Source organism: Enterobacter sp. BWH64, from assembly GCF_001037645.1.
Classification (GTDB): domain Bacteria; phylum Pseudomonadota; class Gammaproteobacteria; order Enterobacterales; family Enterobacteriaceae; genus Enterobacter; species Enterobacter hormaechei_C.
Window position 1 is genome coordinate 3,112,563 of sequence record NZ_KQ089922.1, and the last position, 13,336, is coordinate 3,125,898.

At 60.8% G+C, this 13,336-nt stretch carries 8 protein-coding genes; 2 read left to right on the forward strand and 6 right to left on the reverse strand.

The features are described from left to right. Window positions 1–137: 137 nt before the first annotated feature. The 6 genes from SK50_RS14830 to nasR form a co-directional block, all read right to left on the reverse strand. The gene (locus tag SK50_RS14830) at window positions 138–2,615 is read right to left on the reverse strand and encodes a nitrate reductase (protein ID WP_048229610.1); all 2,478 of its coding nucleotides are present in this window, start codon (window positions 2,613–2,615) and stop codon (window positions 138–140) included. Continuing rightward, window positions 2,612–6,598 (reverse strand): nitrite reductase large subunit NirB, encoded by a 3,987-nt coding sequence (nirB, locus tag SK50_RS14835; protein ID WP_075553103.1) that lies wholly within the window; start codon window positions 6,596–6,598, stop codon window positions 2,612–2,614. Before nirB ends, SK50_RS14830 begins: the two co-directional genes overlap by 4 nt. A gap of 12 nt (window positions 6,599–6,610) precedes the next feature. Continuing rightward, window positions 6,611–7,399, reverse strand: coding sequence for an ABC transporter ATP-binding protein (locus tag SK50_RS14840; protein ID WP_015570359.1), 789 nt, complete (start codon window positions 7,397–7,399; stop codon window positions 6,611–6,613). Between the two features lie 9 nt (window positions 7,400–7,408). After that, window positions 7,409–8,287, reverse strand: a complete 879-nt coding sequence (gene ntrB / locus SK50_RS14845; protein WP_015570358.1) for a nitrate ABC transporter permease — start codon at window positions 8,285–8,287, stop codon at window positions 7,409–7,411. A 2-nt stretch (window positions 8,288–8,289) separates the two neighbouring features. Further along, complete coding sequence (locus SK50_RS14850; protein WP_045345075.1) at window positions 8,290–9,537, reverse strand: CmpA/NrtA family ABC transporter substrate-binding protein; 1,248 nt, start codon at window positions 9,535–9,537, stop codon at window positions 8,290–8,292. Window positions 9,538–9,764: 227 nt separating this feature from the next. Continuing rightward, the gene (gene nasR / locus SK50_RS14855) at window positions 9,765–10,937 is read right to left on the reverse strand and encodes a nitrate regulatory protein NasR (protein WP_033486841.1); all 1,173 of its coding nucleotides are present in this window, start codon (window positions 10,935–10,937) and stop codon (window positions 9,765–9,767) included. A gap of 73 nt (window positions 10,938–11,010) precedes the next feature. On the opposite strand from nasR, the gene SK50_RS14860 reads away from it, so the two are divergent. Next, window positions 11,011–11,364, forward strand: a complete 354-nt coding sequence (locus tag SK50_RS14860; RefSeq protein ID WP_017384253.1) for a DsrE/DsrF/TusD sulfur relay family protein — start codon at window positions 11,011–11,013, stop codon at window positions 11,362–11,364. A gap of 106 nt (window positions 11,365–11,470) precedes the next feature. Then, window positions 11,471–13,255, forward strand: coding sequence for a methyl-accepting chemotaxis protein (locus tag SK50_RS14865; protein WP_048229611.1), 1,785 nt, complete (start codon window positions 11,471–11,473; stop codon window positions 13,253–13,255). The last annotated feature ends 81 nt before the right edge of the window (window positions 13,256–13,336 follow it).

A 13,336-nucleotide genomic window follows, 5' to 3' on the forward strand; every position in this document is an offset into this window, starting at 1 on the left:
AACGCCATAAGCCCTGAAAACCAGTCTTAAGAGAAATTTCAGGAATATCCTGAAAAGATTTGTCGGGTGGGGTCTTCGCCTTACCCGACCTACAAATTCGTACCGGTGCGAAGCCGCCACCCGACGCCCTTACACTATTATCCCAACAGCGCTTTCAGCTCCGGCACGCAGGAACCACAGTTCGTGCCGCAGCGCAGCTTCACGCCCAGCGCTGGGGCAGAATCACAGCCTCCGGCTATTGCCTTACGTATCGTATTTTCACCCACGCTGAAGCAGCTACAGATAATTCGCCCGGGATCGGCATCTTCGTCCGGCCGTTGCCCGTGCAGCAGCGCATGGCGTTCAGCAAGTTGGACGGGCGCAGCAGCAAAGGCTTCTTCAATAAACGCATGCGCCAGCGCCGGCAGCGTATGGCCCTCCCAGTAGCCCAGCATCAGCTCACCGTGATGCCAGGCGAGCACGCTGCTGCGTTCTCCCGTCTGTGCCACCTGTAACTGCCAGCCCCGACCGCTGGCGTACGCCATGATCCACGACAGCAACGGCTGCTCCCCCGCCACCGTCAGACGTGAGGCTTTACGCCACCAGCAGACCGACGGCGGCAGCGCTGGCAGCTCGAGGGCATACAGTTCACCCTGCCAGGCGGGTAGCCAGGGCATGATCCTCACCGCGGTTTGTTTACTCTCCGGCTGGCCGGACCCGGCATCAACCCGCCCTTCCACCAGCGCATTGACCTTACCCTGGCGGGCAAATTGCGCGTTCCAGTGCATCGGCGCAAACAGCTCGCCTGCACGCTGCGCGGTGGAGATACGTACTCTGGCAACCATCACTCCGCGCGGGGAGCTTACCCGCGCCAGCTGGCCGTCAGTCAGCCCGGCGCGCGCCGCATCGGTTGCGTTCATCTCAACAAAAGGCTCATCGATATGCTGCATCAGACGCGGAACATACCCCGTGCGCGTCATGGTGTGCCACTGATCGCGGATCCGCCCGGTATTCAGTATCAAGGGGTACAATTCGTCGACGCCTGCCCCATGCGGGGAGGGGTCAACCGGAACAAGCGTTCTTTGCGGGAAATCACCGGCATGCCACTGATACGGCGCCAGCTCGTCCCACGCCTCTCGCGACAGCGACGCCAGTTCGCGCAGGTTTAGCGCCCGTTCGCCGTTATTTTCAAACGCCGTTAGCGCCGCATGTTCACAAAATATCTCCTGAGGGTGTTCCCAGGCGAAGGCATCGCCATAACCGAGCTGGTCTGCGATCCGGGCGATGATCCACCAGTCCGGTCTGGCCTCGCCCGGCGCAGGCAGAAAGGCGCGCTGGCGGGAGATACGGCGTTCTGAATTGGTCACCGTGCCGTTTTTCTCGCCCCAGCCCAGGGCGGGAAAACGGATATGGGCAAACCGGCTGGTGTCCGTCTCCTGCATCACCTCAGATACCATGACCAGCGGGCAGGCCGCCAGCGCCTGGCACACCGCGTGGCTGTCGGGAAGTGACACGGCAGGGTTGGTGCCCATGATCCACACCGCCTTCACCTCGCCGCGGGCAATAGCGTCAAACAGTTCCACCGCCATCAGGCCCGGGGTCTGCGCCAGCCGTTCCGTTCCCCAGAAACGCGCCACGCGCGAGAGATCGTCCGGCTCGAAGTTCATGTGCGCCGCCAGCTGGTTCGCCAGTCCCCCCACTTCCCGCCCGCCCATGGCATTTGGCTGTCCGGTCAGCGAAAACGGGCCGCAGCCAGGACGGTTGAACTTCCCGCTGGCAAGATGCACGTTAATGATGGCGTTGCACTTGTCGCTGCCGCTGGAGGACTGGTTGATCCCCATGGTGTAGAGCGTGATCGCGCGTGGCGCGGTGACAAACCAGTCGTAGAAGGTGCCAATCTCGTCTGAAGGCAGATCGCAAAACGCCGCCACGCGAGGGATCGGCCACTCGCCGCGCCCCTGAATCAGATTGAGCAACCCCACAAACAGCCCGGCGTCACTGCCGGGTCTGAGCGCGAGGTGGAGATCGGCGATATCGCAGGTGGCGGTTTTACGCGGATCGATCACGACCACTTTCATCTGCGGATTGTTGTGTTTTGCCTGCACTAGCCGCTGATACAGCACCGGATGCGTCCAGGCCGCGTTCGAGCCAACGAGTACCACCAGATCGCTGTTTTCCACGTCCTCGTAGCTGCACGGCACCACGTCTTCACCGAAGGCGCGTTTGTAGCCCACCACCGCCGATGACATGCACAGCCGCGAGTTGGTATCAATGTTCGCCGCCCCGATAAAGCCTTTCATCAGCTTGTTGGAGGCATAGTAATCCTCGGTCAACAGCTGGCCGGAGGCATAAAACGCCACCGCCTGCGGCCCCCATTCGTTGATAATGTTCCGCAGCCGCTCGCCCGCTTCGCCCAGCGCCTGCGGCCATGCCACCTCCCGGCCATCGACAACCGGGCGCAGCAGTCGTCCCTGTAGCCCCGTGGTTTCCCCAAGGGCGGATCCTTTTACGCACAGACGACCGAAATTCGCCGGATGAGTTTCATCCCCCCGAATGCTCACCTTTTCACCGTCTGCGCTGGCGACCACGCCGCAGCCCACCCCGCAGTAAGGGCACGTTGTCCGGGTTTCCGTCATGAGGCCTCCGCGCGCATCACCAGCTCTTCATTTCCAACCCACACCTTGCCGTTTTCGATTTTTACCGGCCAGGCACGCACCGCAGGCGCCCCGCTCTCAGCCTGACACCCGTCGCGCAGACGAATACGTTGCTTGTAGAGCGGCGAGATCACCACCGGTTCCCCCGCCGCATCGCCGAGGATGCCGCGTGAAAGCACGTTCGCGCGGCTGCCCGGCTCCCGATCGTCGAGGGCATAAACGGTTTTGCCAAAGCGGAACAGCGCAATCGGTTTGCGCCCAAGATGCGCGCCAATGCCCGCCTGCTCCGGGATCTCGTCGATATTACAAATTTCCTGCCAGCGCTTGTTCCCCTCCGCGGCGGGGACGTTTAGCGCGGTGCGGAACAGCGCCAGGCGGTCAGGATCGTTAAGGGTGGTTTGCCATTCGCACTGGTAGGTCTCCACCACCCGGGCTATCTCCTGCTCCAGCTCGTGGGCGATCCCCAGGCTGTCGTTGAGGATCACCTCGCGCAGATAGTCGAGGCCGCCTTCCAGGTTATCCATCCAGGTACTGGTGCGTTGCAGACGATCTGCCGTGCGAATGTAGAACATCAGGAAACGGTCAACGGTGCGGATCAGCGTTTCGTCGTCCAGATCGCTGGCGAAGAGATCCGCGTGGCGCGGCTTCATCCCGCCGTTGCCGCACAGATAGAGGTTCCAGCCTTTGTCCGTGGCAATCACCCCTACGTCTTTGCTCTGCGCCTCTGCGCACTCACGGGTACAGCCGGAGACCGCCATTTTGATTTTGTGCGGCGCGCGCAGCCCCTTGTAGCGGTGCTCCAGCCTGACCGCGAGGCCGGTGGAATCCTGCACGCCGTAGCGGCACCAGGTCGACCCGACGCAGGATTTCACCGTGCGCAGGGATTTCCCGTAAGCATGTCCGGTCTCAAACCCGGCCTCTACCAGCGCCTGCCAGATTTCAGGCAACTGCTCGAGCGTGGCGCCAAACAGGTCAATACGCTGCCCGCCGGTAATTTTGCTGTAAAGGCTATAGCGTTTCGCGATCTGGCCGATGGCGATCAGCCCATCAGCCGTCACTTCCCCGGCGGGCATCCGCGGGACGATGGAGTAGGTTCCGTCCTTCTGAATATTGGCGAAATAGCGGTCGTTGGTGTCCTGCAACGGCAGATGCGCCGGTTTCAGCAGATACTCGTTCCAGCAGGAAGCCAATACCGACCCCACCAGCGGCTTACAGATCTCGCATCCGTGCCCCTGACCGTAGCGGCTGATAAGCTGGTCGAAGGTGCGGATATGGTTGACGCGCACCAGGTGGTAAATCTCCTGACGCGAGTACGGGAAGTGTTCGCAGATATCTTTCTTCACCTCCACGCCCTGCTCCGCAAGCTGGAACTCCATCACCTGCTTCACCAGCGCGCTACAGCCTCCGCAGCCGGTCGCCGCTTTGGTGCACTGCTTAATGGCGCCGATATCCGTCGCACCCGCGCTTACCGCCTGGCAGATATCCCCTTTGCTGACGTTATGACACGAACAGATCTGCGCGCTTTCCGGCAGCGCCGCCACGCCCAGCGCTTTCGGCGCGCTGCCTGACGATACGGGTAAGATCAGCGTTTCCGGTTCTTTTGGCAGGCTGATGCCGTTGAGCATCATCTGCACCAGCGTGGCGTATTCGCTGGCATCGCCCACCAGCACGCCACCCAGCAGGGTTTTGCTGTCGTGGCTGACCACAATCTTTTTGTAGATTTGCTGCGGCCCGTGCGTCCACTGGTAGCTCAGCGCGCCCGGCGTGCGCCCGTGGGCATCGCCAAACGACGCCACATCCACGCCCAGCAACTTGAGTTTGGTACTCATATCCGCGCCGGTGAAGCGCTTCTCCTCACCCGCCAGCACAGCGGCGGCCACGCGCGCCATCTGGTAGCCCGGTGCCACCAGGCCAAAGATTTTCCCCTCCCACAGCGCGCATTCACCGATGGCAAGCACATCCGGATCCGAGGTCCGGCAGCCGTCGTCAATGCAGATCCCGCCGCGCTCGCCGACAGCCAGCCCGCTGCTGCGCGCCAGCGCGTCTTGCGGCCGAATACCGGCAGAGAAGACCACCATGTCCGTTTCCAGCTGTTCACCATCGGCAAAGCGCAGCACCAGCCCGTCGTCTGCGGTGGCAATCTCCGTCGTCGATTTACTGGTGTGTACCCCTACGCCCAGCGCCTCAATTTTCTTACGCAGCATTGCCGCGCCGTCGCTGTCGAGCTGCACCGCCATCAGGTTAGGCGCAAACTCCACCACGTGGGTTTCCAGCCCGAGCTGCTTAAGCGCATTCGCAGCCTCCAGCCCCAGCAGGCCGCCGCCAATTACCACGCCGCGGCGAGAGCCTGCCGCATGGGCCGCAATGTTGTCCAGATCGTCGAGGGTGCGGTAGACAAAACAACCCGGCAGATCGTTGCCCGGAACGGGTGGTACGAACGGGTACGAGCCGGTCGCCAGCACCAGCTTGTCCCAGTGAGTCTCATGGCCACTGGCGGTACGCACTACGTGTGCATCACGATCGATAGCGACGATCTGCTGCGAGAGGCGCAGCTCAATGCCGTTATCGGCAAAGAACTCCCCCGCCACCAGCGAGAGCGAGTCCGCGCTGCGTCCGCCAAAATATTCCGACAGATGCACGCGGTCATAGGCCGCATAGCGCTCTTCGCCAAAAACAATAATCTGATATTGCTGATGCAAATTGCGGTTAACGCAGTCTTCGAGGAAATGATGGCCGACCATACCGTGCCCAACCACCACCAGAGTAGGTTTTGTCATAGCGTTCTGTCCTGCAACCTGCGGTTGCGTTGTGAAACGATCGAACAGCCAGTCCGCGTAGGCGGGCGCAGCCGTTGCCAGTAAATCGGTAAAGGTTGCCGCGCTGCGGCAGTCACCCAGCAGCAGCACGCCAGCCAGCGCCCCCTGATGGATCAGTAAACGTCGATAGTGACGGGTCAGCGGGTCCCATGAACTCCAGACCACATCGTCCGCCTGCGCCGTCGCGCGTCCGAGGCTGAACAGCTCCACGCCGGTTACCTTAAGGCACACGCCGTTGTCGGTCAGGGTAAACGGCGCGGTGACCTCCCCGGCCAGCCGCGCGGCAAGAATATCCGCCTGCGCCAGACAGGGGGCCACCAGGCCAAACGTCTGGCCGTCAATTTCGCAGCACTCGCCGATGGCGTAGATATCCGGCACGGAGGTTTGCATCTGCTGATCCACCACGATGCCGCGCGCGCAGCGAATGCCGCTGGCTTTTGCCAGCGCGACGTTGGGCTGCACGCCCGTGGCCAGCACCACGCGCGTGGCGGCGATGCGGCGTCCGCCGAGCAACGTCACGGCATCGTCAGTGATGGCCGTGATGCCGGAGGCGAGTTCACAGCGTACGCCCCGCTTCGCCAGCGCCTCGTCAAGCAGCAGTCCCGCCTGCTGATCCAGCTGCTGTTCCATCAGCCACGTGCCGCGATGGATAAGCGTGACGTTGTCACCGTTTCGCGCCAGCGCTGCCGCTGCCTCCACGCCGAGTACGCCGCCGCCCAGCACTACCGCCGGCCCGGAGATATTCTGGATGGCGCGGGTCTCTGCCAGGGTGCGAAAGGTGAACACATGCGGTGCATCGCCGCCGGGGATCGGCGGCACTACAGGGGTAGACCCGGTGGCAAACACCAGCGCATCCCAGCCCAGCGTGCGAGCAGAGGTATGTACTTCACGCGCGTTGACGTCTACTGCGAGCGCCTTTTCTCCTCGCAGCACCGTCACGCCTCGTGCCGTGTACCAGTCTTCATCGTGCAGACAGATGTGCTCCGCCTGCTTTTCACCACCCAGCACCGGTGAAAGCTGGATGCGGTTGTACGCCTGCTCAGGCTCGTCACCGATGACGGTGACAGCGAAACGACCGTGAACACGCCCGGTGAGCGACGCAATCAGCCGGGTTGCCGCCATACCATTACCGATAATGACCAGTCGCATCGTGCCCCCTCATTACGCCGCTTTCGGCTGTTTTTCGTAGAGGAAATGGAGGATCTGCTGGCGCATGTGGTGATAGCGGCTGTCGTCCGCCAGCTGCACCCTGTTGCGCGGGCGCGGCAGATCGACGCGCAGGATCTCACCCACGGTGGCCGCCGGGCCGTTGGTCATCATCAGTACGCGGTCAGAGAGCAGTACCGCCTCGTCCACATCGTGGGTGATGAGCACGATGGTGGTGTTCAGCGCCTGCTGGATCTGCATCACCGAGTCCTGAAGATGGGCGCGCGTCAGCGCATCGAGCGCGCCAAACGGCTCATCCATCAGCAGCACTTTCGGCTTCATTGCCAGCGCCCGGGCAATCCCGACGCGCTGCTTCATACCGCCGGAGATCTCCCCGGGGCGCTTATGCAGCGCGTGGCCCATCTGCACGCGGTCGAGGTTGTGCTCAATCCACGCTTTGCGCTCGGCCTTACTCATGGTGTGACGGAAGACCTGATCCACCGCCAGCGCCACGTTGTCGAAGCAGGTCAGCCACGGCAGCAGCGAATGGTTCTGGAACACCACCGCGCGCTCGGGCCCCGGCCCGGCGATTTCGCGGTTGTCGCAAATCAGCCCGCCTTCCGTCGGCAGCGTGATCCCGGCGATCAGGTTTAACAGCGTCGACTTGCCGCAGCCGGAGTGACCAATCAGACTGACGGTTTCGCCCTCGTGGATATCAAAAGAGACGTTTTGCAGCGCCAGAAACTCGCCGCTGGCGGTGGAAAAACGCTGGCTCACGGCCTGGACCTGAATTAACGGTTTCATCTTCACTCCTTATTTTTCCTGCCAGCTAAAGCGACGGGCGATCAGCATCAGCCCCTGCTCCAGCAGCAACCCGACCACGCCAATGATGACGATGGCGATGAGAATGTTTTCGACGTTGAGGTTGTTCCACTCATTCCAGATCCAGAATCCAATGCCTAAACCTCCGGTGAGCATCTCGGCGGCGACAATCACCAGCCAGGCAATGCCAATGGAAAGACGTACCCCGGTCAGCACCGCAGGCAGCACGGCGGGGAAAAGAATGCGGCGCATGATGGTCCACTCTGAGAGTTGCAACACCCGGGCCACGTTGAGGTAGTCCTGCGGAATACGGCGTACCCCTTCAGCGGTGTTGATCACCATCGGCCAGATGGAGCAGATAAAAATGGTCCAGCTCGATGCAGGCTCCGCTTTCTGGAACAGCAGCAGGCCGATAGGCAGCCAGGCCAGCGGGCTGACCGGACGCAGGAGCGCGATCAGCGGGTTGAACATGCGCGAGAAAAAGGTGAAGCGGCCAATCAAAAAGCCCAGCGGAATGCCCGCCATCGCTGCCAGACCGAAGCCGATGGCGACGCGCTGCAACGACGCCAGCACGTTCCAGCCAATGCCCATATCGTTTGGCCCGTCGCGATAAAACGGATCGGCAAACAGGGTCATGGCCGAATCAAGCGTGCTGAGCGGCGTCGGAAAGCCTTTACTGTTTATCGCCGCCAGCTGCCAGAGCACCACCAGCAGGCCGAGACCGAGCAGCGCCGGGATGACGCGCTGTAAAAAATCATTCATCCGACGCGTAAACGCTGGCGTACGACGGCGAACCTGTAGCGGAGGCAGGACAATCACTTCCCCGCTCTCTGACGTCTCTTGTGGTTTTGTATTTTGCAGATGCTGCATACTCAGGCCCCTTTACGGTGAATGGCGAAGCGGTTGGCGTACCCTTCCGGATCGGTGCCGTTCCAGACGGTGCCGTCCATCAGGGTGCTGCTGCGATACGGTGATGACGGTGTGGACATGCCGCCCACGGCGGTCGCGGCATCCTGCCAGACCGCGGTCTGGTTAATGCGCTGTGCAATCCCCGCGTAATCTGGCGCGGCGTTGAGCAAGCCCCAGCGGCGGAACTGGGTTAAGAACCACATCCCGTCGGAGAGATACGGGTAGCTCACGGCACCCTCGTTGAAGAAACGGATCGGGTGCGCATCCTGCCAGCGCTGACCGACCCCGTTGTCGTACTCGCCGAGCATGCGTCCGGTGAGATACTGTTCCTTGCAGTTGAGCCAGGCGCGGCGCGAGAGGATCTGCGCGGTTTCGCGTTTGTTTTCCGCTGACGCCTCGATCCAGCGCGCGGCTTCCATCACGGCGCTCACCAGCGCCCGTGCGGTGTGCGGATTTTTCGCCACCCAGTCGCGTCGGGTGCCGAGGATTTTTTCCGGGTGATCGGCCCAGATGGACTGCGACGTGGCGGCGGTAAACCCGATTCGGTCGTTAATCGCCCGCGCATTCCACGGCTCGCCGACGCAAAACCCGACCATGTTGCCAATGCGCATGTTCATCACCATCTGCGGCGGCGGCACCACCACAGTGCGCACATCGTCAAACGGGTTAATCCCCGCGCTGGCCAGCCAGTAGTAGAGCCACATGGCGTGCGTCCCCGTCGGGAAGGTATGCGCGAAGGTGTAGGTTCCCGGCGCCTGCTGCGCAATCAGCTTTTTCAGCCCGTCGAGGTCACGAACGCCCCTCTCCGCCAGATCGCTGGAGAGCGTAATGGCCTGTCCGTTCTGATTGAGGGTCATCAGGTTCGCCATCTGCTGTGGCTTGCCCGCGATCCCCAGCTCCAGACCGTACAGCAGGCCGTAAAGAATGTGCGCGGCGTCCAGTTCGCCCGCCACCAGCTTGTCGCGCACCGCTGCCCAGCTCGCCTCTTTGGTCGGCACAATAGTAATGCCGTGTTTTTTATCGAACCCTTTCAGGGCCGCGATAACCACGGGCGCGCAGTCGGTCAGGGGGATAAACCCGATACGCACGGTATCCTGCTCCGGCTTATCTGACCCCGCCGCCCATGCGGCCTGCATGACACCCGGCAACAGCATCGCACCACTCGCCAGCATGCTGGCCTGCAATAACCGCCGTCTCGACAAATCCGCCATAATTGCTCCTGAAAAAAGGCAAAAAAAAGCGCCCGACGGTGCTGAAGCACCGCTGGACGCCTTTATCCTGAAGACGCATGCACCGCCGTTGGCGCATCGTCGAAAATGGTTAATCTGTTAATGCAAAGGTAATGCCAGCTTTTCATCCCCGGCGTTACGGGGTTTCTGCAAGAAGAGCGCTGTTTTACGCACCTCAATCAGGCATAAAATGCCCACTGACTGTGCAACTACTCCCCAGGGGGTATCTTCCACAGATTTTTCACCGTAAGCAGCGCACGGGCGATATCCACCATGCGTTGGTTTTTATCCATCGCCATTTTGCGCAGCGCGGTCCACGCCTGCTCCTCGCTCATGTTCTGGTGCGTCATCAGCACGCTTTTGGCTTTGTCGATGGTCTTACGCTCCTCCAGCGTGTCGCGCAGGGAAGCAAGCTGACGGGAGAGTTGCTCAATTTCACGCGCCTGCTGGCGCACCAGCGGCAGCAGCGGTTTATCCGGAAATCGCGCCAGGATATCGTCGTGCTCATCGTCTGCGTGCAGGTTTTCGCTATAGCGACGCTCCTCAACTGCCGTCATCAGATCGGCAATTGCCACCTCCTCCAGCGTGCGCAGGTGCTCAAGGCGCGCGGTTTGCAGGGCAAACCATTTGAGGGCGGTATCGCCGTTATCTGCCGGAGGCTGGCGGGTGCACGCTTCACGCCTGAGTTTTTCAGTCTCCAGACCCGGCTGGCAGTTGAGGATAAACGTCTCCTGCACGTCTGGAGTGCAATGGGAGATAAAAACCTCAAAGCAGGCCTGCTGGCCATCAATGCGATCCACCAGCCGCTGGCGGGTTTCATCGTCAAAGAATCCCTGGGTGAAACCAATAGCCCCCAGCGCCCGCTCTTGTCCCACAAGTTCTTTGCCCTGCATCAGGCTGTAAAGGGCCACAAATCGGCCCGCGATGTGCGGATCGTCAATGCTGTCGCTGAGTTGGGGTACGATACTGAGCAAATGTCGCAGTATGCGGCTGTAATGTTCCATCGCCTGCGGCGCGGTGACGCATTGACCTGTAACGCCATCACGCAGCGCCGTTAGCGTCTCAAGGCCGTGCAGTGCGCTGGCAATACGTTCGCACAGGGCGCTGCCCGGCAGCGGTTCGTTAAACTGAAGGTGCAATGCGGCGAGGTTTTCATCCACCAGGGCCCTGCTGGCCTTGCATTCAGGCGCGTACAATTTGCCCTGCGAGCAGAGCCAGACATTTGACGCACCGCGCTCGCACTGTAGCATATGCACCAGTCGACTGATGCCGTTCACCAGTGCGCCCAGCTGCGCCAGTCTGCCGAGCTGTTCCTCGCGCAACATTCTCGCACGCTGGAACCATTCGGTTGCGCCAGGGGAACTGCCAGCCACTATCGTCATCGTTTCTCTCCCCGATACGTATTCTTCGGTACGAGAAGCAATATTCGTGCCTTTTCAAAGAACAGGAGTCAACATGCAGAAGATTGTGATCGTCGCCAACGGTGCGGCCTACGGCAGTGAATCCCTTTTTAACAGCCTGCGCCTGGCAATCGCGCTGCGCGATAAGGAGAGTGAGCTGGAGCTGCGCCTCTTTTTGATGTCCGATGCCGTCACGGCCGGGCTGAAGGGGCAGAAACCCGCAGAGGGCTACAACATTCAACAAATGCTGGAGATCCTGACCGCGCAAAACGTTGCGGTCAAACTGTGCAAAACCTGTACCGACGGGCGCGGCATTACCGGGCTGCCGCTGATTGATGGCGTGGAAATTGGTACGCTGGTGGAGCTGGCTGAATGGACGCTTTCCGCCGATAAAGTATTAACTTTTTAATAATAACCCGCTAAAAATATTATTTTCTTATGGACGCGGTTTCAGCATCAAGTTTACCTGCACCGTTGCCGATAGGCATGGAAACAACACAGCAGGTATTACACTTATGTTCAGATCCATTCGCGCCCGCATCATTGCCGCGACGACAGGCTGTCTGGTCGTCGCCCTTCTTCTTAATACCATTATTAACTTTCAGGTCACGCGCCAGGATAATCAGCAGTCGCAGCGCGATATTCTGACCAGCACCAGCGCCAGCCACAACATGGCGATTGCCGACTGGGTGAACAGCAAAATGACCGTCATCACCTCGGCGCAGCCAGTCGCGCTCAGCGACGATCCGGTTCCGGTGTTTAAACAGCTTGCGCTGGCGGGTGGATTCACCAACGTCTACGTGGGTTATGCCAGCAAAACGGCTAAATTTTCTGACCCAACCGGGGTACCCGCTGATTACGATCCCACCCTTCGCCCGTGGTATCAGCAGGTCGTCAGCGCTGATGGCCCGGTAGTGACTGCACCCTATGTGGACGCGGGCACCGGGAAACTGGTGGTGACGTTCGCGGTACCCGTTAAAGAGCAAGGTGCCCTGAAAGCGGTGGTGGCGGGCGATGTGGCAATGGACAGCGTGGTGGCTAACGTGCGCGGTATTCACCCGACTCCGGCCAGCAGCGGACTGCTTCTGGACAGCAACGGCACCGTTATTGCCGGCAGCGATCCTGCGTTGACGCTTAAGCCTTTTACGGAGACGATCAAAGGGACCGATTTTGCCACCCTGAAAAGCGGCAACCTGGTTGACGGAACGTTTAACGGACGCGAAAAAACGTTCCTGGCCACCGCCGTACCGGGGACGCACTGGCTGCTGGTTGTGGCGCTCGATAACGTCGATGCCACCGCCGGGATGCGGTCATTGCTAAAAGCATCTGCACTGTCTCTGGCGATCCTCGCCCTGCTGAGCGGAGCCCTCATGCACCTCCTGATTGCCCGCCTGCTTAAGCGGCTGTCCGGTATCCGTGACGCGATGAACAGCATTGCCAACGGTACTAACGATCTGTCGCAGCGTCTGCCGGATAAGGGGGGCGATGAAGTGGCGCAAATTGCGCAGGCGTTTAACGCCTTCAGCGATAAGCTTTCTGTGGTGATGGTCCAGCTGCGTGATGCCAGCGCCTCAGTGAAAAACGCCGCGCATGAGATTGCGGCAGGTAATCAGGATCTTTCCGGGCGTACCGAGCAGGCGGCATCAAGCCTTCGCGAAACCGCCAGCGCCGTGGAAGAGATCACGGCCTCCGTTACGCAGTCAAACGAGTCGGCAGCAGAAGCGAACGAACAGGCGATCAAGGCCTCTGCCGCCGCATCCCGCGGAGGCGACGTCGTCGCTCAGGCCATCAGCACCATGCAGTCCATCGAACTGGCTTCCGCGAAAATCGGCGATATCACCAGCGTCATTGACGGCATCGCCTTTCAGACCAATATTCTGGCGCTTAACGCCTCGGTGGAAGCGGCGCGTGCCGGGGAGCAAGGCCGTGGGTTCGCGGTCGTTGCAGGGGAAGTACGTAACCTGGCCAGCCGCAGTGCTCAGGCGGCGAAGGAGATCAAATCCCTTATTGATTCCACCACCGAAAGCGTTGCAACCGGCTCCCGGTTTGTGCACCTTGCGGGCGACAGCATGGATGAGATCCGCGCCAGCGTCGGGAGCGTGTCTGGCATTATGCGTGAAATATCCATTGCCACCCGGGAGCAGATGAAAGGGATCCATGAGATTAACCACGCGGTGACTCACCTGGATCGCATGGTGCAGCAGAACGCCGAGCTTGTTGTACAGTCTGCTGCGGCGGCCAGCGCGCTGCAAAGCCAGGCGGGCGACCTTGCTGAGACCGCTGGCCGTTTCCGCATATAATTTTTCCCGGGCGCGCGTTAAGCAGGGTAAACGCGCGTCCGCTGAAAGGTTTCAGGGATTTTGTCATTTTTGTTTAATCGT

Excerpts from the sequence above, each read along its gene's own strand:
- SK50_RS14830 (WP_048229610.1), bottom strand. The coding sequence starts at position 2,615 with ATGACGGAAACCCGGACAACGTGCCCTTACTGCGGGGTGGGCTGCGGC.
- nirB (WP_075553103.1), bottom strand. The coding sequence starts at position 6,598 with ATGCGACTGGTCATTATCGGTAATGGTATGGCGGCAACCCGGCTGATT.
- SK50_RS14840 (WP_015570359.1), bottom strand. The coding sequence starts at position 7,399 with ATGAAACCGTTAATTCAGGTCCAGGCCGTGAGCCAGCGTTTTTCCACC.
- ntrB (WP_015570358.1), bottom strand. The coding sequence starts at position 8,287 with ATGCAGCATCTGCAAAATACAAAACCACAAGAGACGTCAGAGAGCGGG.
- SK50_RS14850 (WP_045345075.1), bottom strand. The coding sequence starts at position 9,537 with ATGGCGGATTTGTCGAGACGGCGGTTATTGCAGGCCAGCATGCTGGCG.
- nasR (WP_033486841.1), bottom strand. The coding sequence starts at position 10,937 with ATGACGATAGTGGCTGGCAGTTCCCCTGGCGCAACCGAATGGTTCCAG.
- SK50_RS14860 (WP_017384253.1), top strand. The coding sequence starts at position 11,011 with ATGCAGAAGATTGTGATCGTCGCCAACGGTGCGGCCTACGGCAGTGAA.
- SK50_RS14865 (WP_048229611.1), top strand. The coding sequence starts at position 11,471 with ATGTTCAGATCCATTCGCGCCCGCATCATTGCCGCGACGACAGGCTGT.